Annotated in this window: 25 protein-coding genes; 12 read left to right on the top strand and 13 right to left on the bottom strand. The window is 68.0% G+C overall.

Translation table 11 applies throughout. The annotated features are described in order from the left end of the window. The first annotated feature begins 51 nt into the window (after positions 1 to 51). The 3 genes from MYA_RS24095 to MYA_RS24105 all read left to right on the top strand — a co-directional run bounded on the left by MYA_RS24095 (position 52) and on the right by MYA_RS24105 (position 1,825). Complete coding sequence (locus tag MYA_RS24095; RefSeq protein WP_014725472.1) at positions 52 to 279, top strand: DUF2945 domain-containing protein; 228 nt, start codon at positions 52 to 54, stop codon at positions 277 to 279. Then, the gene (locus tag MYA_RS24100; RefSeq protein WP_014725473.1) at positions 276 to 851 is read left to right on the top strand and encodes a DUF488 domain-containing protein; all 576 of its coding nucleotides are present in this window, start codon (positions 276 to 278) and stop codon (positions 849 to 851) included. The genes MYA_RS24095 and MYA_RS24100 overlap by 4 nt, the downstream gene beginning before the upstream one ends. 236 nt (positions 852 to 1,087) lie before the next feature. Beyond that, entirely contained in the window at positions 1,088 to 1,825 is a 738-nt protein-coding gene (locus tag MYA_RS24105; RefSeq protein ID WP_011882694.1) for a sulfite exporter TauE/SafE family protein, read from the top strand. A 206-nt stretch (positions 1,826 to 2,031) separates the two neighbouring features. Here the strand turns inward: MYA_RS24105 and MYA_RS24110 are convergent, their stop codons facing one another. From MYA_RS24110 to MYA_RS31860, 5 genes are all read right to left on the bottom strand, one after another. Continuing rightward, complete coding sequence (locus MYA_RS24110; RefSeq protein ID WP_011882695.1) at positions 2,032 to 2,610, bottom strand: NnrU family protein; 579 nt, start codon at positions 2,608 to 2,610, stop codon at positions 2,032 to 2,034. Positions 2,611 to 2,964: 354 nt separating this feature from the next. Further along, entirely contained in the window at positions 2,965 to 3,444 is a 480-nt protein-coding gene (locus MYA_RS24115) for a TfoX/Sxy family protein (protein WP_238539593.1), read from the bottom strand. A gap of 79 nt (positions 3,445 to 3,523) precedes the next feature. After that, positions 3,524 to 4,633 carry a malate/lactate/ureidoglycolate dehydrogenase gene (locus MYA_RS24120; RefSeq protein WP_011882697.1) on the bottom strand — a complete coding sequence of 370 codons (1,110 nt, stop codon included), beginning with the start codon at positions 4,631 to 4,633 and terminating at the stop codon, positions 3,524 to 3,526. A 55-nt stretch (positions 4,634 to 4,688) separates the two neighbouring features. Continuing rightward, the gene (locus MYA_RS24125; RefSeq protein WP_014725477.1) at positions 4,689 to 6,143 is read right to left on the bottom strand and encodes a M20 family metallopeptidase; all 1,455 of its coding nucleotides are present in this window, start codon (positions 6,141 to 6,143) and stop codon (positions 4,689 to 4,691) included. A gap of 357 nt (positions 6,144 to 6,500) precedes the next feature. Then, the gene (locus tag MYA_RS31860; protein ID WP_162471376.1) at positions 6,501 to 6,749 is read right to left on the bottom strand and encodes a hypothetical protein; all 249 of its coding nucleotides are present in this window, start codon (positions 6,747 to 6,749) and stop codon (positions 6,501 to 6,503) included. Here MYA_RS31860 and adiC point away from each other — a divergent pair. Together adiC and MYA_RS24135 are read left to right on the top strand one after the other, a co-directional pair. Further along, entirely contained in the window at positions 6,643 to 8,169 is a 1,527-nt protein-coding gene (gene adiC, locus MYA_RS24130; protein WP_011882699.1) for an arginine/agmatine antiporter, read from the top strand. The two genes, MYA_RS31860 and adiC, sit on opposite strands and share 107 nt — an antisense overlap. Before the next feature lie 3 nt (positions 8,170 to 8,172). Beyond that, positions 8,173 to 10,512 carry an Orn/Lys/Arg decarboxylase N-terminal domain-containing protein gene (locus tag MYA_RS24135; RefSeq protein ID WP_014725479.1) on the top strand — a complete coding sequence of 780 codons (2,340 nt, stop codon included), beginning with the start codon at positions 8,173 to 8,175 and terminating at the stop codon, positions 10,510 to 10,512. A gap of 75 nt (positions 10,513 to 10,587) precedes the next feature. On the opposite strand, the gene MYA_RS24140 is transcribed toward MYA_RS24135, so the two are convergent. Continuing rightward, positions 10,588 to 11,328 (bottom strand): hypothetical protein, encoded by a 741-nt coding sequence (locus MYA_RS24140; protein WP_011882701.1) that lies wholly within the window; start codon positions 11,326 to 11,328, stop codon positions 10,588 to 10,590. 161 nt (positions 11,329 to 11,489) lie between these two features. Further along, complete coding sequence (ftrA, locus tag MYA_RS24145) at positions 11,490 to 12,464, bottom strand: transcriptional regulator FtrA (protein WP_011882702.1); 975 nt, start codon at positions 12,462 to 12,464, stop codon at positions 11,490 to 11,492. A 111-nt stretch (positions 12,465 to 12,575) separates the two neighbouring features. Here ftrA and MYA_RS24150 point away from each other — a divergent pair, with 111 nt between their 5' ends. Next, entirely contained in the window at positions 12,576 to 12,995 is a 420-nt protein-coding gene (locus MYA_RS24150; protein ID WP_041494226.1) for a rhodanese-like domain-containing protein, read from the top strand. 101 nt (positions 12,996 to 13,096) lie between these two features. After that, complete coding sequence (locus MYA_RS24155) at positions 13,097 to 13,423, top strand: superinfection immunity protein (protein ID WP_011882704.1); 327 nt, start codon at positions 13,097 to 13,099, stop codon at positions 13,421 to 13,423. A gap of 9 nt (positions 13,424 to 13,432) precedes the next feature. Here MYA_RS24155 and MYA_RS24160 read toward each other — a convergent pair whose 3' ends face one another. The 5 genes from MYA_RS24160 to MYA_RS24180 all read right to left on the bottom strand — a co-directional run bounded on the left by MYA_RS24160 (position 13,433) and on the right by MYA_RS24180 (position 17,869). Next, positions 13,433 to 14,620 (bottom strand): cytochrome P450, encoded by a 1,188-nt coding sequence (locus MYA_RS24160; protein ID WP_014725482.1) that lies wholly within the window; start codon positions 14,618 to 14,620, stop codon positions 13,433 to 13,435. A 293-nt stretch (positions 14,621 to 14,913) separates the two neighbouring features. Then, positions 14,914 to 15,180, bottom strand: coding sequence for a YodC family protein (locus MYA_RS24165; protein ID WP_014725483.1), 267 nt, complete (start codon positions 15,178 to 15,180; stop codon positions 14,914 to 14,916). Between the two features lie 336 nt (positions 15,181 to 15,516). After that, entirely contained in the window at positions 15,517 to 16,377 is an 861-nt protein-coding gene (locus tag MYA_RS24170; RefSeq protein WP_041494332.1) for an isocitrate lyase/PEP mutase family protein, read from the bottom strand. A 222-nt stretch (positions 16,378 to 16,599) separates the two neighbouring features. After that, on the bottom strand, positions 16,600 to 17,460 hold the full coding sequence (locus MYA_RS24175; protein WP_014725485.1) for a MurR/RpiR family transcriptional regulator: 861 nt from the start codon (positions 17,458 to 17,460) through the stop codon (positions 16,600 to 16,602). Between the two features lie 55 nt (positions 17,461 to 17,515). Further along, positions 17,516 to 17,869, bottom strand: a complete 354-nt coding sequence (locus tag MYA_RS24180; RefSeq protein ID WP_014725486.1) for a YgiW/YdeI family stress tolerance OB fold protein — start codon at positions 17,867 to 17,869, stop codon at positions 17,516 to 17,518. 210 nt (positions 17,870 to 18,079) lie between these two features. On the opposite strand from MYA_RS24180, the gene MYA_RS24185 reads away from it, so the two are divergent. From MYA_RS24185 to MYA_RS24200, 4 genes are all read left to right on the top strand, one after another. Next, positions 18,080 to 18,742: a response regulator gene (locus tag MYA_RS24185; protein WP_014725487.1), complete on the top strand. Its 663-nt coding sequence runs from the start codon at positions 18,080 to 18,082 to the stop codon at positions 18,740 to 18,742. Beyond that, a complete protein-coding gene (locus MYA_RS24190; protein ID WP_014725488.1) occupies positions 18,739 to 20,115 on the top strand; it encodes an ATP-binding protein in 1,377 nt (458 codons plus the stop codon). Before MYA_RS24185 ends, MYA_RS24190 begins: the two co-directional genes overlap by 4 nt. A gap of 916 nt (positions 20,116 to 21,031) precedes the next feature. Continuing rightward, the gene (locus MYA_RS24195; RefSeq protein WP_011882712.1) at positions 21,032 to 21,232 is read left to right on the top strand and encodes a DUF805 domain-containing protein; all 201 of its coding nucleotides are present in this window, start codon (positions 21,032 to 21,034) and stop codon (positions 21,230 to 21,232) included. A gap of 98 nt (positions 21,233 to 21,330) precedes the next feature. Next, positions 21,331 to 22,425, top strand: coding sequence for an IS5 family transposase (locus MYA_RS24200; RefSeq protein ID WP_009961431.1), 1,095 nt, complete (start codon positions 21,331 to 21,333; stop codon positions 22,423 to 22,425). A gap of 638 nt (positions 22,426 to 23,063) precedes the next feature. Here the strand turns inward: MYA_RS24200 and blaPEN-bcc are convergent. Further along, positions 23,064 to 23,957, bottom strand: coding sequence for a PEN family class A beta-lactamase, Bcc-type (gene blaPEN-bcc, locus MYA_RS24205; RefSeq protein WP_014725490.1), 894 nt, complete (start codon positions 23,955 to 23,957; stop codon positions 23,064 to 23,066). 116 nt (positions 23,958 to 24,073) lie between these two features. Between blaPEN-bcc and penR the strand changes: the two genes are divergently transcribed. Then, a complete protein-coding gene (penR, locus tag MYA_RS24210) occupies positions 24,074 to 24,964 on the top strand; it encodes a beta-lactamase transcriptional regulator PenR (RefSeq protein WP_034195445.1) in 891 nt (296 codons plus the stop codon). Positions 24,965 to 25,280: the final 316 nt, after the last annotated feature.

A 25,280-nucleotide genomic window follows, 5' to 3' on the forward strand; every position in this document is an offset into this window, starting at 1 on the left:
CCCGCAGCTTGCGGCCGTATCGCAACAGCATCACCACGAGGAGGCTCCCGCATGACGACGCCGTTCGAACCGGGCGACCATGTCCGCTGGAATTCCGAAGCCGGTCACGTGACCGGCACGATCATCGCGGTGCACACGCAGGATTTCGACTACAAGGGCCATCGTCATCGCGCGTCGCCCGACGACCCCCAATACGACATCAAAAGCGATCGCACCGACCACATCGCCGCGCATCGCGGCCGCGTGCTCGAACGCGTCGCCGGCAAGGAGCGCACGTGACGCTCCCGTTCTACACGATCGGCCATTCGAACCGCACGCTCGGCGAACTCGTCGCGATGCTGCGGGCCGTCGACATCACGCTGCTCGTCGATATCCGCAAGATGACGCGCTCGCGCACCAACCCGCAGTTCAACGAGGCAACGCTGCCCGACGCGCTGGCCGCCGCCGACATCGGCTACGAGCACATCGCCGAGCTCGGCGGGCTGCGCGGCAAGTCGCGCGACGTGCCCGACGCACTCAACGGCTTCTGGACGAACCGCAGCTTCCATCGGTATGCCGACTACGCGCTGTCGCCGGAATTCCGCGCCGGCCTCACGCGGCTGATCGCGCTCGGGGAGCAGCAGCGCTGCGCGCTCATGTGTTCGGAGGCCGTCTGGTGGCGCTGTCACCGGCGTATCGTGTCCGACTACCTGCTCGCGCGCGGCGAGACGGTGCTGCACATCATGGGCCTGAATCGTGTCGAGCCGGCGCGCATCACGGCCGGCGCGACGGTCCGCGACGACGGTGCGGTCGTCTATCCGGACGCCGACGGCGATACGCAGGAAGATGCCGCGCCGCAATCGAACGAATGACCGGGCGTCGGCGCTGCCCGCGCCGGCTGGTTGATGCGGTTGGTTGATGCGACGGGTTGACACGATCGGTTGACGCAGCCGGCCGATGCGCCGCCGCACGGCGGCCGCCCGTGCGCGTCTGAAACGGAGCGCACGCACCGCCTTTGCGCGGACGCGATCCTGCATTACCATCGGGCCACCTTCGCGCTCGCGCTCGCCGCCGGCGCGCCCTGCCACGCTACCCTTCCTGCGCACCGATGCTCGTCCTCATCATCCTCGCCGGCCTGTGGGCCGGTCTCCAGAACGCCCTCGCGGGCGGCGGTTCGTTCGTCACGCTACCGGCGCTGATCGTATCGGGGATGTCGCCGCTCGCGGCCAACATCACGTCGACGGTCGCGCTGTTTCCCGGCCAGGTCACGACCGGCTGGGCAAGCCGCAAGATGGTCCGCGGCGCAGGCACGCTGTCGTTTCGCGCGCTGTTTGTGATCAGCGTGATCGGCGGCGCGCTCGGCGGGCTGCTGCTGCTCAAAACGCCGTCGTCGATCTTCTCGCAGCTGGTGCCGTGGCTCGTGCTGTTCGCAACCGTCGTGTTCGCATGGGGCAGCTTCTTCCGCAAGCCGACCGAGGCCGCGCAGCATCTCGGCCCGATGGCGGCCGGGATCTCGCAGTTCCTGATCGCGATCTACGGCGGCTATTTCGGCGGCGGTATCGGCTTCCTGATGATGGCCGCGCTCACGATGGCCGGCCTGTCGCCGCGTCACGCGATGTCGACCAAGAACGCGCTCGCGGGCGTGATGAACGCGTCGGCGGTCCTGCTGTTCGTCACCTCGCCGCAATTGCACTGGGGCGCGGCGCTTGCGCTCGGCAGCGGCGCGATCGTCGGCGGCCTGCTCGGCGCATGGGCGCTGCATCGCGTGAACGAGCGCGTGCTGCGGATCGCCATCGTCTGTATCGGCGCGGCACTGACGGTCGGGCTGTTCGTCAGGCCGCTCTGACGCGCGTGCCGCGAGCGTCGTCGCCATGCGCCCGCGTCGATGCGCGGGCGAACTCGCCAGCCGCCGCGCGATCGTGCCCGCCGTCGGTCAATGCCGCCACCGATGTTGAATGCGTCGGCCGGTAGGCCGGGCGATGCCTGCCGCTCGCGCGCCGGGCCGCGGCCGATCGGCGTGACGCAGTCGCCGAGCCTGCGCACGCGCAACGTTCAACCGAACGGCCGCACGCCGATCAACGGGCCGTGCAGGAACAGCGCAAACACCGCCCATGCGACGACGCCGGCCGCGATCGCCGACACATCGCCCGACAGACGGCCCGCCGGATAACGGACGCGGTCGCGCCGATCGCGCGTGCGCGACGCGATGAACAGGATGAGCGACCACACGAAGAATGCGCCGAACAACACGGCCGCCCGCAACGTGCCGTTGACGAGCAGATGCGCGACGGCCCACACCATCACGCCGGCGACCATCGGATGCCCGGCGAGCGTCTTGATCCGGTTGCGCGGCACGTACGACGCGGCGATCAGCACGAACGCGATCGCAGTCAACATGCCCGTCAGATGGCGCACGCCGACCGGCGAGACCCACAGCAGCGTCGCGCTGTCGCGGGCGATCCCGTAGCCGCGCACGATCAACACCAAGCCGATCAGCGACGCAACCGAATAGCCGGCCTTCCAGCCGCGCTCACCGACGCGCGCGATCGTCGCGGCGCGCCAGCGGCTGGCCACGATGCGGATCGAATGTACGCCGAGGAAGATCGCCAAACCGAGAATCAGCACGAGCATCGGTTGTCTCCATCTGCAACGATGAGTGGGGAATGCATTCAGCGCGGCGTCGATGCGCCGTTCGCGGGGCGGGTGTCGCGGTGCGGGCCGCTCAGATGTCGCGTGCGGCTCGCGCCGATCATAAACGCCGCGACCGCCGTTGTGAAGCGCGGAGAAACAGCGCGCGGCATGCTTGAAGTTTCGTCTAGCGGATGCGAGCAACGTGCGGCGCGCGAATCGTCAGGGCGTATGCGGGTGGACGGCGCAGGGCACTGAGCATCGAGCACTGGGCACCGAGCACCGAGTAAGAGTCCTGAGCGTCGCGTGCCGAATGCCAAGAGCAGCGAACACCGAGCGCCGCGGCGCCGACCGACGCTACGCCTGCCTACGCTTCGACACCGGTTTCGCTCCGGATTTCGTTTCCGCTTTCGACGCACGCTTCGAAGCCGATTCCGTCGCCCGCTTCGCGTCAGGTTTCGCGGACGGCTTGACACTGCGCCCACGCATCGACCGCGACTCCGCCTCACCCTCGTCCACCGGCTTCCGCCTCGCCTTCGCTTTGCGCTTGGGCGCCCCCGCAAGCAACGCCGCCCGATACGCGCCGCGACACCAGTCGAACAGCGCGCCCGCATCCTCGAGCACGTCGGCGGGCGTTTCGTAATAGCCTTCGAGCGCGACGGTACGCGTGCGCCCCGTATACGAAAACGGCCCCATCCCCGCCGCGACGAACGCCGGACGATTCAAGTCGTCGACGCGCAAGAACAGCGACCCGCGCGCGAGGAAGCCGAACATCACGCCGTCGAGCCGCATCGCCGCGCCGCCGAAGAATCGCGTCACCACGACGTTGCCGAGCATCGCGAGCCGATACGCGATCTCGTCGCCGTGCGCCTTGTCTGCCTGCCAGCTCATCGGCACGCTCCTTCTTGCCGGTGCATCACGCGGCGCCGACGCAGCGTTGCGTCCATGCGTCGAATTCGGCGGCGTCGAAGCCGAGCGCCGCCGCGCTGTCGCCGATCTGACGCCACGTCGGCCGATCGACCGGGATGCCGTGCGCGAGCCGCTCGGCGCGGCTCGCCTCCTCCGGCTCGCCGGGCATCTGCACCGGCGCGTCGCCGGAACGCGGCGACGCCTTCGCCCACGCGACGAACGCATCGGCCTCGCGCTGCGCATCGGCCGCATCGAACGCGTTCGGATCGATCAACACCGACAGCATGCCGTTGACGATCGCGCTGGTCTTCTGCAACGTGCCGTCGTAGGTCGTATGCCCGCCGACGAGTGCGCCGCCGAACACCTCGCACATCGCGGCGAGCGCATAACCCTTGTGCAGCCCGAACGGCAGCAGCGCGCCGAACGGTTGCTCGTGCATGACGGCCGGATCGTCGGTCGGCCGCCCGCGATGGTCGATCAGCGCGCCCGCCGGCACGCGCTTGCGCTGGTGGTACGCGACGCGCGTCTTGCCGTACGCGACCGCGCTGGTCGCGAAATCGAGCAGCAGCGGCGCGCGCCCGGCGCGCGGATACGCGGCGCAGAACGGATTGGTGCCGAACCGGGGATCGGCGCCGTGAAGCGGCGCGACCAGCAGATCGCCCGGCACGTTGACGAAATGGAACGAAGCGAGCCCCGATCGCGCGCATTGCTCGGCCCAGTGGCCGATGCGGCCGAGATGATGCACGTCGCGCAATCCGATCGCGCAGATGCCCATGCGCCGCGCGCGCTCGATGCCCTCGACCATTGCCTCGAACGCGATCACCTGCCCGAAGCCGCGGCCGCCGTCGATCGTCAGCACCGCGCCGCCGTCGCGCACGATCGCCGCATGCCGGTTCAACTGCAACTGCCCTTCGCGGCAGGATGCGACGTAGTTCGGGATCATCCCGATGCCGTGCGAATCGTGACCGGCGAGGTTCGCGCCGACCAGGTGCTCGGCAACCAGCCGCGCCTCGCGCGCGCTGCTGCCGGCCCGTTCCCACAGCGCGGCGACGAAGTCGTGCAGCGGCTCGGCGCGCATGCACAACGCATCGGTATCGGGTATCGGCGGCACAGTCATCGGCAGGACTCCAGGGGTTCAGACCGACGCCGGCCCGATCGGCCGGCCATCGCGCTCAGCGAGCGGAAGCGATCACGTCCGCGACCGCCGCGGTCAGCTTCTTCGCATACGGCACGTGCAGGAACTCGTTCGGGCCGTGCGCGTTCGACTTCGGCCCCAGCACGCCGCACACCATGAACTGCGCCGACGGGAAGCCGGCCTGCAACACGTTCATCAGCGGGATCGTGCCGCCGAGGCCCATGTACCCGCACGCTGCGCCGAAGTGGCGGTGCGACGCGGCATCGAGCGACGACGCGAGCCACGGCGCGAGATCGGGCGCGCTCCAGCCGGTCGCGGCGCCCGCATCCGGCTTGAACGTGACGCGCGCGTTGTACGGCGGATCGAGTTCGAGCAGTTCCTTCAACTGCTGCACGGCCTGCGCGGCGTCGACGAGCGGCGGCAGGCGCAGCGACAGCTTGAACGCGGTGCGCGGCCGCAGCACGTTGCCCGCATCGGCGAGCGCCGGCAACCCGGACGCGCCGGTCACCGACAGCGACGGCCGCCACGTCGAATTCAGCAGCGCCTCGCGCGGGTCGGTCGTGGTCGGCAGCACCGGCTTGCCGTCCGCGCCGCAGGCCCACGGCAGGCCCTTCCATACCGCATCGCCGAGGATGACCGCGGCCGCATCGGCTTCGCGCACGCGGCTGTCGGGAATCTCGCAATGGAACACGCGCGGCAGCAGGTTGCCGCTGCCGGCGTCCTCGAGGCGCTCGAACAGCTGCCGCATCACGCGGAAGCTCGACGGCGCGATACCGCCGAACACGCCCGAATGAACGCCTTCGTCGAGCACCTCGACCTGCAGATCGCCGGACACCAGCCCGCGCAACGACGTCGTGAGCCACATCTGGTCGTAGTTGCCTGCGCCGGAATCGAGGCACACGACGAGCGATACCTGGCCGAGCCGGTCGCGCAGCGCGTCGACGTACGGCAGCAGATCGTAGCTGCCCGACTCCTCGCACGTCTCGATCAGGCCGACGCAGCGCGGCCGTTCGACGCCCTGCTCGTCGAGCGCGCCGAGCGCCGCGAGGCTCGCGTAGATCGCATAGCCGTCGTCCGCGCCGCCGCGGCCGTACAGCTTACCGTTCTCGAACTTCGGCGTCCACGGGCCGAGGTCGGCGCGCCAGCCGTCGAATTCGGGCTGCTTGTCGAGGTGGCCGTACAGCAGGATCGTGTCGGTGCTGCCCGCGCGCGTCGCCGGCGTTTCGAAGAAGATCACGGGCGTGCGGCCCGGCAGCCGAACGATCTCGAGCTTCAGCCCTTTCACCGGCTGGCGTTCGGCCCACTGCGCGGCATCGGTCACGACGCGCTCCAGATAGCCGCGTTTCGCCCAGTCCGGGTCGAACGCGGGGCTCTTCGCGGGGATCGCGATGTAGTCGGTCAGGGCGTGGAGAATTTCATCGTTCCACTTGCGCTCGACGAAGGCGACGAGCTTGTCATGGTCGAGGACGGGGGTAGTGTCGACGGAGGTCATGGTGGGTGCCGGGATCGGGCTGACGAAGATTCGGATGATACGCCGACGGCCCGCCGCCCGGGTGCATTCACGGCGCGCTGGCTTTCAGTGCCCTTTCCGCCACGGCCGGCGAGCGATACCGTTCGGCAGAACGCGCCCCATCAACCAAAACGATTACGAGCCGCCGGATTATTTAGGCCGCGAATTGATTTAGCCATTTCGTCAAGGATATTTACCGGGCGCCGGTTGTTCCGCGCATCCAGCGAATGACCGAGAAAATCGGCGAAGCCCTTATCAGTAAAGGCCGAGCGCCCGACATACCGAAACGGCGCGTCGCCGCCCGCCTACTTTCAATGACATGAATCAATATTAAAGTCATTAAATTCCGGCGTTTACCATTACCAGAACGGGCCAAAGCGATAACATGGCGACGTTAATAAAACGGCGATCCATTTCGGAATCGTCCACCGGCGCCGGCCGCGCCACCTCAACCGCATCACGTCCGTTCAAGGAGCCTCGCATGTCCGATGCCAGCTCGTCCTCCTCCCGTTCCACCGCTGCGTCGGCAGCGTCCGACGCGCCGAAGATCGGCGTCGTTCCCGCCACGCTGATGGTGGCGGGCAACATGATGGGTTCCGGCGTCTTCATGCTGCCCGCGAACCTCGCCGCCACCGGCGGCATCGCGATCTTCGGCTGGTTGATCACCGTCGTCGGCGCCGTCTCGCTCGCGCTGGTGTTCGCGAAGCTCGCGGCGATCGACCCGGCCGCTGGCGGCCCCTACGCGTACGCCAGAAAATCGTTCGGCCCGTACATGGGCTATCAGACCAACCTGATCTACTGGCTCGCGAACGTGCTCGGCAACGTCGGCCTCGCGGTCGCGGGACTCGGCTACCTCACGCACTTCTTCCCGGTGATGAAGGACCCGCTGGTGTTCGCGCTCGCGCAGATCTTCGTGATCTGGCTGTTCACCTACGCGAACATCCTCGGGCCGAACGTGGTCGGCCGCGTGCAGTCGGTCACGACCGTCGTCGCGCTGGTGCCGATCCTCGGGATGGCCCTGTTCGGCTGGTTCTGGTTCAGCAAGGACGTCTATCTCGCGGGCTGGAACGTGTCGGGCACGAGCAGCATCGGCGCGATCGGCGCGACGCTGAACTTCACGCTGTGGGCGTTCATCGGCGTCGAGAGCGCGTCGGTGTCGGCCGGCGTGGTCGAGAATCCGTCGCGCAACGTGCCGATCGCGACCGTCGGCGGCGTGGTGCTCGCGGCCGTCTGCTACGTGCTCAGCTCGACCGTCATCATGGGGATGATTCCGAACAAGGCGCTGCTCGCCTCGAGCGCGCCGTTCGCCGACGCCGCGCGCCTCGCGCTCGGCGACACCGCCGCGAACGCGGTCGCGCTGTGCGCGGCGCTCGGCTGCCTCGGCTCGCTCGCGGGCTGGACGCTGCTGGTCGGACAGACCGCGAAGGCCGCGGCCGACGACGGCCTGTTCGCCAGCGTGTTCGCACGCGTGAACTCGAAGAACGTGCCGTCGGCGGGGCTCGCGATCGTCGCCGTCATCATGACCGTGCAGGTGCTCGCGACGATGTCGCCGAGCGCAAGCCAGCAGTTCGGCAAGATCGCGTCGATCGCGGTGATCATGACGCTGCTGCCGTACATCTACTCGTGCATCGCGATCAAGGTGCTCGGCTACGGCAAGATGCCGCCGCACCAGTTCACGTTCTACACGATCGTCGGCCTGATCGGCGCGGTCTACTCGCTGTGGGCGATGGTCGGCTCCGACGGCCAGCAGACGCGCTGGTCGCTGATCTTCGTGATCGCGACGATCGTGTTCTACGAACTGTCGATCAACCGCCAGCGCGAAATCGAGGAAACCCACGTCCATCCGGGCGGCCGTTCGCCGCGCTGGGTGCGCTACTTCGCGCTCGGCGTCACCATCGTCGCGCTCGCCGCGACGTTCTGGATCTCCGTCGGCCAGCACGAGGCCGATCTCCTTCACGCACGCTCGCCGGCCGCGGGCGTCGCGGCAACCCAGCACACGGGGGAATAACAGATGACCGCTTCCTTGACCCAACCCGCATTGCGCCGCCTCGGGATGAAGGCGCTGCTCGTGCAGCACGACATCGACGAGCGAACCGCGACCGGCCGCGCCGCCACCGCGCTCGCCGAAGAATTGCGCACGCGGCTCGTCGACGTCGTGATCGCGACCTCCGCCGACGACGCGTGCGCGGTGGTCGTCGCCGATCCGGCGATCCAGTGCCTGCTGCTCAACTGGGAACTCGGCAACGATCCGGCCCACGCGCCCGCGCAGGCCGTGCTCGACGCAATGCGCGCGCGCAACGCGACGGTGCCGGTGTTCCTGCTCGCGAGCCGCGCGAGCGCGGCCGCGATTCCGGTCGACGCGATGCGCAAGGCCGACGACTTCATCTGGATGCTCGAGGACACCACCGCGTTCATCGGCGGGCGGATCGTCGCCGCGATCGAACGCTACCGCGAGACGGTGCTGCCGCCGATGTTCCGCGCGCTCGCGCAGTTCTCGCGCGTGTACGAATACTCGTGGCACACGCCGGGCCATACGGGCGGCACCGCGTTCCTGAAGTCGCCGGTCGGGCGCGCCTACTTCGAATTCTTCGGCGAAGCGCTGTTTCGCTCGGACCTGTCGATCTCGGTCGGCGAACTCGGCTCGCTGCTCGACCACTCCGGCCCGATCGGCGACAGCGAGCGCTATGCGGCGCGCGTGTTCGGCGCGCATCGCACGTATCACGTGACGAACGGCTCGTCGATGTCGAACCGCGTGATCCTGATGGCGAGCGTCACGCGCAATCAGGTCGCGCTGTGCGACCGCAACTGCCACAAATCGGCCGAGCACGCGATGACGATGTCCGGCGCGATTCCGACCTACCTGATCCCGTCGCGCAACCACTACGGCATCATCGGCCCGATCATGCCCGAGCGGCTCACGGCCGCGGCCGTGCGGCTCGCGATCGACGCGAACCCGCTGGTGCGCGGCCGCGACGGCATCAGCCCGACGCCCGTGCACGCGCTGATCACGAACTCGACCTACGACGGGCTGTGCTACAACGTCGCGCGCGTCGAGGAGCTGCTCGGCCAGAGCGTCGACCGCCTGCATTTCGACGAAGCCTGGTACGGCTATGCGCGCTTCAACCCGATCTACCGCGATCGTTATGCGATGCACGGCGATCCGGCGCAGCACGACGCGAGCAAGCCGACGGTGTTCGCGACGCAATCGACGCACAAGCTGCTCGCCGCGCTGTCGCAGGCGTCGTTCATCCATATCCGCGACGGCCGCAATCCGATCGAGCACGCGCGCTTCAACGAGGCGTACATGATGCACGCGTCGACGTCGCCGAACTACGCGATCATCGCGTCGAACGACGTGAGCGCGGCGATGATGGACGGCCCCGGCGGCGAAGCGCTGACGACCGACGCGATCCGCGAGGCCGTGTCGTTTCGCCGGATGCTGGCGCGCCTGCATGCGGAATACGACGAGAACGACGACTGGTTCTTCGACGGCTGGCAGCCGGACACGGTCGTCGACCGCAAGACCGGGCGACGCGTGCCGTTCCACGAAGCGGACGAGACGCTGCTCGCGACCGATCCGTCGTGCTGGGTGCTGCATCCGGGCGACACGTGGCACGGCTTCGGCGCGATCGAGGACGACTACTGCATGCTCGACCCGATCAAGGTGTCGATCGTCACGCCGGGCGTCGCGCCGCACGGCGGGCTGATGCCGGTCGGCATTCCCGCGTCGGTGGTGACGGCCTATCTTGACCGGCAAGGGATCGTCGTCGAGAAGACGACCGACTTCACGATCCTGTTCCTGTTCTCGCTCGGCGTGACGAAGGGCAAGTGGGGCACGCTCGTCAACACGCTGCTCGACTTCAAGCGCGACTACGATGCGAACGCGCCGCTCGAGCAAGCGCTGCCGGAGCTCGTCGCGCGCTATCCGGAGCGTTACGGCAAGCTGGGGCTGCGCGAGCTGTGCGATCTGATGTTCGCCGCGATGAGCGACCTGAAGACGACCGAGATGATGTCGCGCGGCTTCTCGACGCTGCCGCAGCCGGACTACAGCCCGGCCGAGGCGTACGAGCATCTGGTTCACAACGACATCGAGATGCTCGAGCTGTCGGAGATGGCCGGCCGCACCGTCGCGACCGGCGTCGTGCCCTATCCGCCCGGCATTCCGCTGCTGATGCCGGGCGAGAACGCAGGGCCGGCCGACGGTCCGCTGCTCGGTTACCTGAAGGCGCTCGAACAGTTCGACCGGCGCTTCCCGGGCTTCACGCACGATACGCACGGCGTCGAAGTGGACGACGGCGTGTACCGCATCGCGTGCATCAGGCAGGCGGGCCGCGATAGCGCCGCGCGCTGAGCGAAGGCGGTGAGCAGCGACCGGCGTCACGGCCGGTCGCTAACGGCCCCGGCCGGGGCCGGGGGTGCCGGCCCGCTACGCGGGCAACTTGGCGACCCACGCGGCAAGCTGCGCTTCGCCTTCGTCGTCGAGCTTGCCGCTGAGTTCTCCATACCACTGCACGATCGCGTCGGCCGGCTGCGTGGCCTTCAGGATCTCGAGGCTGTTCTCGAGGAACGCGCCGAAGAACGGAATCCCGCGCATGTAGAGGAACGTCGAATCGGTGATGCGCACATGGCCGTACACGTCGCGCAGCCACCCGAGATGCGGCAGCGCCTCGCGCGCATGACCGCTTTGCATCAATGCCGAAATGAAGTTCGTGCGCGCGGCGACGTCGGACTGTTCGTGCGTCTCATGATTGATCTCGGCCGCCTTCTGCATCCACGCCTCGCCGCGCTCCACTTCGTCGCACATCACCGACGTCGTCGCGAGCTGCACCGCGTTGTGCGCACTCGGCTCATGGCCGAACAATTCGAGCCAGTAAGGGAATGCCTCCGCGTAGCGCTGCAGCGCCGAATACGACAGCGCGCACAGACGCGCCGCGTCGGCCAGCCGTTGCGCATGCGGCGCGGCAGCCGCGATCGCCGCTTCGTGCCGGCCGGCCTGATATGCCGCCAGCGCCGCGGCCAGTTCGGGGGCGATGTCGGGGCCGCGCTGTTCGTCCGCGTCCGCGTCGGCGTCCGACGGCTGCGTGCGTTGCGTAGACGATGCGGGCGGCGTGAGCGAGGCGGCCTCGTCGCGCGGTTTCTTCCCGAACAGCTTTCCCAGCAGACCCATGTCGTGGTCCTTGTCGTTATGGTGAAGGAATGGCGGCGCCGCATCCACGGCCGCCGCACGGCGACCGCCATCTTACGCGTGCGACGCGGTGGCGGAAACGGGCAACGGGAAAAGCGAAAAGGCGACCGCCGCGTGCAGCCGTCCAGGAGCGCCGCGACGCGTCACGCGCGCGGCGGCCGCACGCCGCGATCCATGCCGCGCCGGTAAGCGGCCGGGCTCGTCGCCGCGACGCGCCGGAAATGCCGGCGCAACGATTCCTCCGAGCCGAAGCCCGCACGCGCGGCAACCTGCGCCAGCGACAGGGACGGCTGCGCTTCGAGCATATCCTTCGCGACGTTCACGCGCTCGCGGATCAGCCACGCGAGTGGCGACATCCCGGTCGCGTCGGCGAACTGCCGCTGCAGCGTGCGCGGGCTCATCGCGGCATGCGCGGCCAGCGACGCGAGCGTGTGCGGCTCGGCCGCATGCGCGCGCATCCAGTCGATCAGCTTCGCGAGCCGGTCGCTGCCGCCAGGCGCGACGGGGCGCGGCACGAACTGCGCCTGCCCGCCGTCGCGATGCGGCGGCAGCACGAGCCGCTGCGCGACGCGGTTCGCGATCGCGCCGCCGTGATCGCGGCGCACCAGATGCAGCAGCATGTCGAGGCCGGCCGCCGAACCGGCCGACGTGACGATCTGCCCGGCATCGACGTACAGCGCGTCGGGGTTCACGCGCAGCGCCGGATAGCGCGCCTGCAGGCGCTCCGCGTAACGCCAGTGGGTCGTCACGGTAAGCCCGTCGAGCACGCCGGCCGCCGCCAGCACGAACACGCCCGAACAGATCGAACAGAGCCGCGCGCCGCGGCGATGCGCGGCGCGCAGTTTCTTCAGCAGCGGTTCGGGCGGCCGTTCGTCCGGGTCGCGCCAGCCGGGAATCACGATGGTGTCCGCACGATCGAGCATCGCGAGCCGGTACGGCGCGGCGACCGTGATGCCGCCCGCGGCGCGCACCGGCCCGGGCTCGCTCGCACAGACCGCGAAGCGATACCAGTCGACGCCGAGTTCCGGCCGTTCGAGTGCGAACAATTCGACCACGCAGCCGAATTCGAAAGTGCAGAGCCGATCGTAGGCAAGCGCGACGACGAGATGATTGTGCATGGCGCGATGTTACCGGAACTTGTCGATCGCGCCACTGCCGGAAAACCGGCGCGCACGCGATACTGGCCTCGTTGCGGCGCATTCCGCGCCGCCTGCTCAGGAGCGCATTTCATGTCATATGTCACCGACGTCCCGGCCGCCGACAGCGCAAGCGCCGCCACGCATTTCGAAGCGTCGCTGCGGTTCGAAACCGATTGCTGGGACGTGCACGACGCGCTCACGTCCGGCGCAGCCGATTTCGTGCTGCTCGACGTTCGCGGTCCCGAACAATTCGCGGCCGGCCACGTGCCGGGCGCGCGCAACCTGCCGCACCGCAAGATCGTCGCGGGCAAGCTCGGCGACCATCCGGCCGACACGCTGTTCGTCGTCTACTGCGCGGGCCCGCACTGCAACGGCGCCGCGCGCGCGGCGATCCGGCTCGCGCGGCTCGGCCGCCCGGTGAAGCTGATGATCGGCGGGATCGCCGGCTGGCGCGACGAGGGTTTCGCGCTGAGCAACGATGCGCAAATGGAAACCGGTGCCATGCACTGATCGTCGCTAAAAACGCAACAATCAATTGCCGAAGGAAGGCCTGCACACGAACGGAAAAAGCGCGACAATCGGTCTCATTGCAGTCTGGACGGAGTAGCAACATGCCACACGCAGTCCTGATTCAGGTAGCCGGTTCGATCGCAGCGATCGCGCTCTATTTCCTGCCGGCCGTCATCGCCGACCGGCGCGGGCGGCACGACAAGCTGACGATCGCGATGTTCAACGCACTGTTCGGATGGACCGGCATCGGCTGGCTGATGACGCTCTACTGGGCGTGCCAGCCGAACCCGCGGGCCGACGTCGCGCAAACGATCCTCGCGAAGCGCCGCGGCATCAGCATGCGGACCTTCTCGACCGGCCTCGTCGAGCGCGTGCAGCGCCGTATCGCCGCCCAGGAGCAATGGGCCGAAAAGCAGGGCTGCCGCTGAACCGCCTGTTCACGCCTGGCTCGCGATGCCGAAGTTCGGCATCCTGATGTTGGTCGACGCGCGGTAGTCCCACACGAGCCCGCTGGGCAGCTCGCCGCTGCTCGCATGTAACCACACGTCGAACGCCCCCGTCGTCACCGCCCGCGCGATGCGCTCGCCCGGGCAGCCATGCGGCCCCTTACCGAAGCCGAAAGTCGGCGCAGGCGCGCGGCCGGGCAGCAGGCGATGCGGCTCGCGATGCACGGCCGGATCGCGGTTCGCCGCGGCGAGCACGACGAGGATCGCCGCGCCGGCATCGACGCTCACGCCTTCGATCGTCGTATGCGACGCGACGAAGCGGCGTGTGTTCTGCACCGGCGAATCGAAGCGCCCCACTTCCGCGACGAATGCGTCGAGCGCAGCGGCATCCGGAATCGCCCGCCCGCCGTCCGCGCTCGCGCGCGCCGACTCTTCCCAAGCGATCAGCGCATTGCCGAGCCACGCGGCGCTCGCCTCGCATGTCTGCGACAGCAATCCGACCAGATTCGTGACCAGCGCGCCGCCGGCCTGCCAGCCCGCGGCGCGCGCCGCATCCTGAACCGCCGCGACGAGCGACCCGTCCCGGGCGCGCGTGCGTGCGACCCGCTCCGTCATCCGTTCGAGCAAGCGCCGCGCAGCATCGCTTGCACGCGCCAGCGTCGCGTCGTCCGACAGCGGCGACAGCGCGGCGACGAACGCGACGACGAGCGCAGCGATGTCGTCGAGCTGTGCTTCATCGAAGCCGAGCAGATCGGCGACCGCGCAGACGGGCACCGTCAGGCACCATGCGTTCAATGCCTCAGCGTCGAGCGGCGCGCGCAGGCGGCGGCCGGCGAGCGACGCGGTCCGCTCGCGCAACGCGTGCGCGTCGATCGATGCGAATGCCGCGCGCAGCGCCTGTTTCGGCACGTCGTGGCGCAACGCGCCGTCGTTCATGCGGATCAGGTCGCCGAACAGCGCGCCGGCGGTGGTGCCGCGCAACGCGGGCGGCACCGGCGCATCGAGCGGCCTGACGCGGCAGGTCGGATGGCCGAGCACCGCCGCCACGCTGGCCGCGCGGCTCGCGACCCACAGGCCGAGCGTCGCGTCGAACGCGAGCGGCGGCCCGTCGACGAGCGTCGCGTAGTAGGGATAGGGATCGCGGTGCGTAACCGCGGCAATCGGATCGGTCGGGTTCATGCGTGCAGTATCGGCGCGCAGGCCGGCAGCATGTTTCGGGTCGACGTGAAATGTCGATGTGCGGGTGTGCGGGTGTGCGGGTGTGCGGGTGTGCGGGGGCTTCGGGCCGCGGTGGCGCGGTGGCGCGGTGGCGCGGTGGCGTGGTGGCGTGGTTGCGTGGGCGCGTGACCGCAGTGGCCGCAGTGGCCGCGGTGAGCGGGATCGCCGCGACGACCGCAATGACGCAATGCCGCTGTGAACCCGCCAGCACAATAGGCGCAGCGGCCGCACCGAACCGGCGCCCCGCTCCTGCGTCAGGCCGCCGAACGAAAGCGAAACGTTTGCATGCGCACGCGCGCGCGGCCCGCCGAAATCGCGCGCGGCTCCGGCGCGACCATCTCGTGGTGAAACATTTCCTGCCGGAAGTGGCCGCCGTCGTCGAACCACTGGCAGATCAGCCAGTCGGCGTCGTCGAACACGACGGGGCCCGCGTAAGTCACGGTCATGCGCGGGCCGCCGGTTTTCAGCGTCACGACATCGCCGACGCGAAAGCGGCTGCGGTGATTTTCTCGGATTGTCATCGCTCTCTCGATTTTTATATATTCATTATTTCCGGCGCCCCGCCGGCCGATCATTCGGATATGCCGCAGATTAACAATCCGAAAAATAACCGGCAACTCCCGAAAACCGAAAAAATACCGGTCTTAAAATCGGGACAATACGTAAATCGGGTACGCCGGGCGCATGATTGGCGCCAATGCCGGCGCGGCTTGCGCGCCGACTCCCGCCAATCGGCCGGAATTCGCAGAGTAAACGATGTAATTGCCGCAGTCACCGAAGATTAAATCGACTGCGGCTTCGTTTGATAACGGTCAACCGGTATCCATCTGGAAAACGTTACCCCGATTTAGCCACGATCATTCTGCGAAACGGACCGGCGAATTGTCCCGCGCGGCGAACCAGCGATCGAGATCGCTGCCCAGCACCGCCTCTTGCGCGAAGGTAAACGTGCCGTCGCGCGCCATTTCCGTCGCCGCCCGCAGGAATGCGCCCAGCGCGGTCCGCGCGAGCGCGCCGCCGACGCTCACGCGCTTCACGCCGAGCGCGGCGAGTTCATCCATGCTCAGCACGCCGCCCCGCAGCCCCATCACGACATTGACCGGCGCGCCGACGGCGCGGGTGACGGCCGCGATGTCGTCGCGATCGGTCAGGCCCGGCGCATAGATCACGTCGGCGCCCGCATCGCGATAGGCGGTCAACCGCGCGATCGTGTCGGCGAGATCGCGGCGTCCGTGCAGATAGTTCTCGCAACGCGCGGTCAGCATGAACGGAAACGGCAGCTCGCGCGCCGCGGCAACGGCCGCCGCGATGCGCTCGACCGCGAGGTCGTGCGGATAGATCGGCGCGTCGGCGCGTCCGGTCGCATCCTCGATCGAGCCGCCCACCGCGCCGGCCGCGGCCGCCAGCCGGATCGTGTCGGCCACCGTGTCGGGCGCATCGCCGAAGCCGTTCTCGAGATCGGCGCTGACCGGCAGACCGCCTGCGGCGACGATCTCCGCGATGTGCGCGAGCATTTCGTCACGGCCGATCGCGTTGTCCGGCCGGCCGCGCGAATAGGCGAAACCGGCGCTGGTGGTGGCGAGCGCGTCGAAGCCGGCCATCGCGAGCAGCCGCGCGGAGCCGGCATCCCACGGGTTCGGGATGATGAACGCGCCGGGGCGCGTATGCAGCGCACGAAACGCTTGCGCGTGGCGCAATTGCAGAACGGAATCGGACATCGTCGTCTCCTCGGAACGGGAGACGCCAGCATACGCGCGCACGGCGCGGGCACGGTTCGGCGTGCGCTGAAATATCGATGCGGGCGAGACCGGCACGGGAGCCGCGCCGTTTGATCGCGACCATGCGCGTGCGAGCGCCGGGCCGTCTGCCGCCGTGTTAGATCCGTGTTGGACCCGTGTCAGGCCGTCGGCGGCGCAAGCGTCCCGCAGCCGCGCGCGCGGCTACACGACGTACGCGCCCTTCGCATGCAACTCGGCTTCGGTGCGCTCGAGCGCCGCGACCGCACCGCTGCCTTCCAGCGCGAGCAGCTGCGCGACCAGCGCTTCGGCCATCGCATGCGCGGCCACGAGCGACGGAAAGAACGACGGGCTGTCGTGCGTGAAGATCAGTTGCGCATCGGCATGCAGCGCGATCGGCGCGACCGCGCTGTCGGTGATCGCGACGATCTTGCTGCCCTGCGCTTTCGCGGCCTGCGCCACGCGCGTCGCTTCGGCCGAATACGGCGCGAAGCTGATGATCACGGTCACGCTGTGTTTCGCGATCGTGCGCAGCTCCATCTCGAGCGAACCGGCGACGCCGTTGAGCAGCGACACGGTCGGCCGGAACAGCCGGTAGCCGTACACGAAACCGAACGCCACCGGATAGCACGACCGGAAGCCCGCGACGTGCACGTGCGCTGCCTTGCGGATCAGCTTCGCGGCGTCGGCGAGCGCGTGCTCGTTCTGTGCGGCGGTCACCGACAGATTGTGCTGCTGGGCCGCGAGCAGGTCGTGCGCGAGCGACGCCTTCGCGTCGGGCCGCACGAGCGAGCGCGCGCGCTGCGTGAGCGGCTCGGGGCGCGTGCGCACGCGCGCGACGCACAGATCGCGCAGCTCGTTCCAGCCGGGAAAACCGAATTGCTGCGCGAGGCGCACGAGCGACGCGGGCTGAACCTGCGCGTGCTGCGCGACCTTGCGCATCGACGACGTGGCGACCTCGTCGGGATGATCGAGCAGAAATGCAGCACCCGCCTGGAATTGCGGGCTCAGTTCGGAAAATTGCGCCCGAATCCGGGACGCGAGTTCATCGAAATTGGCAGCCATCTTGGTGAGAACGGGAACCGGTCGCCCATGGTATCACCGGCCCCGCGCGCACCGTTCAGCGCAGCACGTCCACGCGATCGACGTCGACCTTCACGCTGCCGGACCACTTGCGCTCGAACTCGCCGGTCAGCTTCACGTCGCTCTGCTCGCTGACGGGCTGCCCCGCCGCCCACAGCTTCCGGTCGATTTCGACGCGGATCGTGCCGGTCGCATCGGCGAACTCGTAGTCGTCGCCGCCGACGTGCCGGACGATCCGTCCGTGCAACTGCACCGGCTGGTCGTCCTTGCCGGTGGCGAGCAGGTCCTTCACGGTCGTGGCGGCGGCCGCCGACGGCCCCGTGTATTGCGCGTGCGCGCCCGCCGACAGCGTGGCGAGCGCGACGGCCAGGATGCTGAACCGTTTCTTCATGATGTCGTTTCCTCTTCTTCGATGGTGCGCCGCGCCCGGATCGAGCGCGACGGCCAGAGCTTACGAAGCGTAAGATTAAGCGCACCTGAAGGCGCGAACCGCGCGACGCGGTCGTGGCGCCGGGCGCCGGCACTTAAGCACGACCTAAGATACGGGCGCTTATCATGGACACCCCGGGCGCATCGCGCCCTGCTGAAGAGATACCAATCCATGCGCGTACTGCTCGTCGAGGACGATCCGCTGATCGGCAGCGGGCTCGAACAGGGCCTCAGACAGGAAGGCTTCGCGGTCGACTGGGTGAAGGACGGCGACGCCGCGTCGCTCGCGCTGCGCTCGACCGGCTACGGGCTGCTGCTGCTCGACCTCGGGCTGCCGAACCGCGACGGTCTGTCGGTGCTCGCGGCACTGCGCCGCCGCGACGAAACGCTGCCCGCGATCATCATCACCGCGCGCGACGGCGTGCCGGACCGCATCGCCGGCCTCGACAGCGGCGCCGACGACTACCTCGTCAAGCCGTTCGTGCTCGAGGAGCTGCTCGCGCGCATTCGCGCGGTCACGCGGCGTCACGCCGGGCGCGCGCAGACGACGCTCGCGATCGGCCCGCTGCGGCTCGATCCGATCAAGCATCTGGTGTGGCTCAACGACGACGAAGTTACGCTGTCGCCGAAGGAGTTCGTGCTGCTGCACGAACTGATGCGCGACCCCGGCGCGGTGATCTCGCGCGAACAGTTCGAGGAACGGCTGTACAGCTGGGGCGAAGAGATCGAGAGCAACGCGGTGCAGGTTCACATCCACAACCTGCGCAAGAAGCTCGGTCATGACATGATCCGCACGGTGCGCGGCGTCGGCTACCGGATCGGTGACAGCGCATGAGCGGCCTGCAACAGGCGATCGCGCGCTGGCGCAGCGCGTCGCTGCGGCGGCGCCTGCTGATGTGGCTGCTGCCCGCCGCCTGCGCGATCGGGCTGGTCGCGAGCGCGGGCACCTACTGGGGCGCGCTGCGCGAACTCGACGACCTGCTCGACGATCAGATGCGCAGCATGTCGAAGCAGATCGTGGTCGGCCCGAACGGCGAGCTGTCGTTCCGCGATCGCGGCAGCGACAAGCACGGCTTCAAGCGCGACGATCCCGACGCCGTACTGCTGCAGGTATGGCGCGACGGCACGCTCGTCTATTCGACCGATCGCGAATCGGCGCTGCCGCCGCCGACGCGGTCGGGCATCGCGAGCGTCGACGTCGACGGCCAGCCGTGGCGCACCTACGTGACCGAACGCGCCGGCACCACGATCCGGCTCGCACAGGCGCGCCACGCGCGCTGGGAAGCGATCGCGGGCATCGCCGTGCATCTGCTGTGGCCGGTGTTCTCGATGCTGCCGGTGCTCGCGATCGGGCTGTGGTTCGGCATCGGCGCGGGGCTGCGACCGCTGCGCACGATCGCGTCCGGGCTGAAGCGCAGGAATGCCAACAACCTCGAACCGGTCGACGTCGCGTCGATGCCGAACGAGGTTCGCCCGCTCGCCGAAGCGATCAACGACCTGCTCGCGCGGCTCGAGCGCGCCTTCACACTGCAGCGGCACTTCATCGCCGACGCCGCGCACGAGCTGCGCACGCCGATCATGGGATTGTCGATACAGTCGGAATTGTTGCGGCGCGCGTCGACGGCCGACGAACGCGAGCAGATCCTCGCGCAGATCCATGCGGGCACGACGCGTCTCGGCCATCTCGCCGAGCAGTTGCTGACGCTCGCGCGCCTCGAGCCCGATGCGCCGGCGGCCGCAGCGGCCGCCGCGCGCGTCGATCTCGCGGCACTGTGCCGCTCGGTCGTCGCGGAGCGCGCGCGGGTCGCCGATGCGCATCGCATCGACCTCGGCGCGATCGTGTCGTCGCCGGTGATGGCCGCCGGCAATCCCGACACGCTGCGCGTGCTGCTGAACAACCTGGTCGACAACGCGATCCGCTATGCGGGCGAAGGTGCGCGCGTCGACGTGTCGGCACGCGTCGAAGGCGCGACGCCCGTGCTCGAAGTCGCCGACAACGGCCCCGGCATCCCCGAGGCGGAACGCAACGACGTGTGGGAACGCTTCTATCGCGGCGCGGGCGCGCAGGCCGTCACGTCGTCCGGCAGCGGACTCGGGCTGTCGATCGTCAAACGGATCGCCGAACAGCATCGCGCGACCGTCTCGCTCGGCACGACCGAGGGCGGACGCGGGCTGACGGTGACGGTGCGCTTCCCGGCCGCGGCATGACGAGGCCAGACGAGTCCTGACGCGGGCCGGTCGCGCGGCTTGTCCACAGATTGTGTTGGCAAGCTTGTGGACAACCAGCCGCCAACGACAGCAAGCCATTGATCCGAAAAGATTTGATCGGTGTGCGCAGCAAACGCGCCGTCGCGCATGGCTATCGCATGTGATACGCAGCAAAGCGACGTCGCCGCGGACACCGCTGGTAGCCTCGACATCGCGAACCGTGCGGCTCGGCGACACCGAATTCATTGAAGCGGCAGTTCACTGCCGACCCAGCTTCGTCGCGCACTCGCCAGCAGTCCGACGTATTTCAACGATGCGATCGAATGGGGTCGACCGTGACGTTTCGATCAGCCGCCATCGCGAAACAACAGCTGCCGTCGTTCCGGAAAGTCGCGCCGACGGGCATTTTTGGCACGCCGTGAACCGCCGCGCAGCGGGACACCGCGCCACACGATCGCCACATGCACTTCTCCACAGAAAATGTTGGCAAGCTTGTGGATATCCTGCGCACCGCGACGCTAAGCCCTTGATCCGACAGACTTTGGCACGTGTGATGCAGACGCTGCGCCAGCCGGGCCGCGTTATGCACGGCTTCGCCGCAGTTCGCATCACGATGCCACGCGGCCAGACCCGCGCTGCACGACGTGCGCATCGCGGCACTTACACACAGATTGTGTTGGCAAGCTTGTGGATATCCTGCGCAAGCGTTCGCTAAGCCATTGATCGGCCTGCGATTCGCGCGCCATGTCAACGTTTCGGCACGGCCGTCGCGCCGCACCGGCGCCCCCCGTGCGTCCCTTGACGGCCGCGCACGCGACGCGTCACGATCACACGACGCCGCGCACGTCACGCGTCGGCGCCACGGGCCGGCCGCTCCGCCCGCATTCGACAACGACACATCACTCCGAGGAAGGCCATGGAACATTTCAACGCAGGGCAAATGCTGGTCGCGCTCGTGCTCGTCGCGATCGTCGTCTATCCGTACGTGCGCATCGTGCGGCGCACGGGCCACTCGGGCTGGTGGATCCTGACGATGTTCGTGCCGGTGCTGAACTTCATCATGTTGTGGGTCTTCGCGTTCGCACGCTGGCCCGCCACCGACGATCGGCAACGCTAGCAGGCTGTTGAAATTGGATACGGTGTAAACGGGCGTTGCGAGCGGTGCGTTAGAGATATCGTGTTCATGATCTTGGGCAGACGAGAGCGATGCGCGGAATGGACGAGATGCAAGAACCGCTGTTCACGACGGTGAAGCTGGAAGACTTCGTGCCGGCCGATCACCCGTTGCGGCCGCTTCGGCTGCTGGTCAATCAAGCGCTGAAGCGGCTCAATGGGCTGTTTGGCACGATCTACGCGGATAGCGGCCGTGCGTCGATTGCGCCGGAGAAACTGCTGCGTGCATTGCTGCTGCAGGTGCTGTACTCGGTGCGCAGCGAGCGCATGTTGATGGAACAGATGCGCTACAACCTGCTGTTCCGTTGGTTCGTCGGACTGGCGATCGAAGACGCCGTCTGGGACCACTCGGTGTTCTCCAAGAACCGTGATCGTCTGCTCGAGCACGAAGTGGTCGAAGCGTTCTTTACCGAAGTCATGAGCTTGGCCGACAAGCAAGGGCTGCTGTCCAGAGAACACTTCTCGGTCGATGGCACGCTGATCCAGGCTTGGGCCAGCCACAAGAGCTTCCGGCCCAAGGACGGCTCGGACGATCCACCAGCCGGCGGTGGTCGCAATGTCGACACCGACTGGAAGGGCAAGCGGCGCAGCAACGATACGCATGAATCGAGCACCGATCCGGACGCGCGCCTGTTCCGCAAGGGGCGGCAAAGCGGAGCCATCCTTTGTTATCAGGGGCACATCCTGATGGAGAACCGCTCGGGCTTGGTGGTCGGCGCGGTGGTCAGCCACGCTGACGGTTTCGGCGAACGCGCAAGTGCGTTGCGCTTGCTCGATTGCGTGCCGGGCCGTCACGCCAAGACGCTCGGCGCCGACAAGGGTTACGACATGCGCGACTTTGTGCGGGACTGTCGTGCGCGCAAGGTGACGCCGCATGTCGCGCGCAACGACGCGCATCAAGGCGGCAGCGCGATCGATGGCCGCACCTCGCGGCACGCCGGTTATGGCATCAGCCAGGTGATTCGCAAGCGCATCGAAGAGCACTTCGGCTGGGGCAAGACCGTCGGCAGGATCCGACAGACCGCGTATCGCGGCATCAAGCGAGTCGACCAGCACTTCAAGCTGACGATGCTGGCGAGCAACCTGACTCGAATGGCTCGAATACTGGCAGCGGTGCCGCAGGGAGCAGCGCGATGAGCCGCCCAACCGTAGCTGTTGCGCGGCAACGCGCCGGCCGGCCCGCTCGCAAGCGGGGCATCCGGCACGATTCGTCAGCAACTCAGCGGCCAATCGCATACGAAACCCTTTTAAACAGTGCCCCGATCGTCGGAACGAGGCGCTTTTCAACAGCCTGCTAGGGCCTGCTCACGCTGATAACGGGCTTGCGAACCGGCCTGCGCATCGGATGAGCCGGCCCGCCCGCTTGTCCACAGATTATGTTGGCAAGCATGTGGACAGCGTGCGCATACCGGCACCAAGCGCTTGATCCGAAAGACTTTCTGCGCGGTGCTCCAAATGCGGCACGCGGCGCGCAACGCCGCCTCCCGCTTGTCCACAGATTGTGTTGGCAAGCATGTGGATAGCCTGCGCACACCGCAACCAAGCGCTTGATCCGAAAGACTTTGTTCCCATCGCTTCGAATCGGGCAGCGCCCGCCGCCGCGGCCGCGTTGCGGCAAGCGCGGCGGCCGGCCGGCTTTTCCACATATTTTGTTGGCAAGGATGTGGATATCCTGAGCATGCGCGACGTAAGTCGTTGATCGCACAACGTTTGGCTGCCGCGGTCACGACTGCGGCAGCGCCTGCCTCGATCGCCGCGCCCCGCCGCCCCACCCCTCACGCGAATGCCGCGACCGCGATCCGCGCCGCCGCGGCAATCACGTTCTCCTTCGCCTTCGCATCTGCGCGTGCCTGCGTGTAGTACACGGTCAGCACGATCGGCGCGCGCGACGGCAGCCACACGACACCCGCGTCGTTCGTCGTTCCGTAGTCGCCGGTGCCGGTCTTGTCGGCGACCTGCGAACCGGCCGGCACGCCCGCGCGAATCCGCTTGTCGCCGACCTTGTTGCCGCGCATCCATGCCACCAGTTGCGCACGCTGCGCGGGCGGCAACGCGTCGCCGAGCGTGAGCGCGCGGATGCTCGCGGCCATCGCCGCGGGCGTCGTCGTGTCGCGCAGGTCGCCCGGCAGCGCCGTATTCAGCGCGGTTTCCCAGCGGTCGAGACGGAACGTGTCGTCGCCGATCGAGCGTGCATACGCGGTCACGGCCGCCGGCCCGCCGATCAGCTTCATCGCCAGGTTCGCGGCCGTGTTGTCGCTGTACTGGATCGCCGCCTCGCACAGCTGCGCCACCGTCATCCCGGTGTCGACATGCCGGCCCGACACGGGCGAGGAGTTGACGAGATCGGCCTGCGCATACGTCACGCGCTGCTGCAGCAAACCGGGATGCTCGACGCTCCGCGCGAGCACCGCCGCGCCGAGCATCGCCTTGAACGTACTGCAGAACGGAAAGCGCTCGTCAGCGCGATGCTGCGCGCGCCGGCCGCTCGCGGTATCGATCGCGCATACGCCGAGGCGGCCGCCCGCCGCCCGCTCGAGCGCGGCGAACGTCGCGGCGGACGCGATGTCGGGTGCGGCGGCCGACGGCGCCGCGCACGCGCCGACGGTCACGACGAGCGGCGCCGATGCCGCGGCCAGCAACAAGGTTCGACGTTGCGATGAGTAGGTCATGTCATGTCTCTCGTGGTGGAATGGATGCAGAACGGCCGGCCGGCGAGACAGCACTATCGTGACTTTACGTTTGTCCGACAAGCAATGATAATTGGGCGCTGACAAAAGAATTTCTTATGACAAAGCTCCGTCCTCGTCTCCCATTGAACGCGTTGCGCGCCTTCGAATCGTCCGCGCGCCACCTGAATTTCACGCGCGCCGGCCTCGAGCTGAGCGTCACGCAGGCAGCCGTGAGCCAGCAGGTGCGTTCGCTGGAGGAGCGGCTCGGCTGTGCGCTGTTCACGCGCCTGCCGCGCGGCCTGGGCCTCACCGACGAAGGGCGCGCGCTGCTGCCGGTGCTCAGCGACGCGTTCAGCCGGATCGAAACCGTGCTCAATCAGTTCGACGGCGGGCGCTTCCACGAGGTGTTGACGCTCGGTGCCGTCGGCACCTTTGCCATAGGCTGGCTAATGCCACGCCTGAAGCGGTTCGGCGAGACGCACCCGTTCGTCGAGCTGCGACTGCGCACCAACAACAACGTCGTCGATCTCGCCGGCGAAGGCCTCGATTTCGCGATCCGCTTCGGCGAAGGCAACTGGCCCGCGACGCGCAACGAGCGGCTGCTCGACGCGCCGCTCAGCGCGCTGTGCGCGCCGGACATCGCGCGGCGTCTGTCGCGGCCGGCCGATCTCGCGAACGAAACGCTGCTGCGCTCGTACCGCACCGACGAATGGCTGGGCTGGTTCGACGCCGCGCAGGTCGAGCCGTGGACGGTCAACGGGCCGGTATTCGATTCATCGCGACTGATGGTCGAGGCCGCGATGCAGGGCGCGGGCATCGCGCTCGCGCCGGCTTGCATGTTCGCGCGCGAGTTGCAGCTCGGCATGCTGGCGCGGCCACTCGACATCGACGTGCGCGGCGGCGCCTATTGGCTCACGTCGCTGAAGTCGAAGCCGCTGACGCCCGCGATGCAGTTGTTTCGCGACTGGATCGTCGCGGAAGCGGCCGACGCCCCGCCGCACGAATGAGGCACGCGTGTTTGTCCACAGAAAATGTTGGCAAGGATGTGGATATCCTGGGTACCCGGCGCGTAACCCGTTGATCGGGCACGAATTCCAGGTGCCACGTGCGCATCGCGCATTGGCCGCCACAGGATCGAGGCGAACGCGGCCGATTCCAAACCATCAGGAATCTATCGCGTGACACTTATCCACAGATTTTGTTGGCAAACCTGTGGATATTCCGCCAAAGTGCCGCGCAAGCCACTGATGCAAAAGGGGATTTGGTAGATCGCGCGCCGCAGGTCAACGATGCGACATCGATTGGCACCTGTGCGGTACCCGT

The sequence above is a fragment of the Burkholderia sp. KJ006 genome, assembly GCF_000262695.1.
Taxonomy (GTDB): Bacteria; Pseudomonadota; Gammaproteobacteria; order Burkholderiales; family Burkholderiaceae; genus Burkholderia; species Burkholderia vietnamiensis.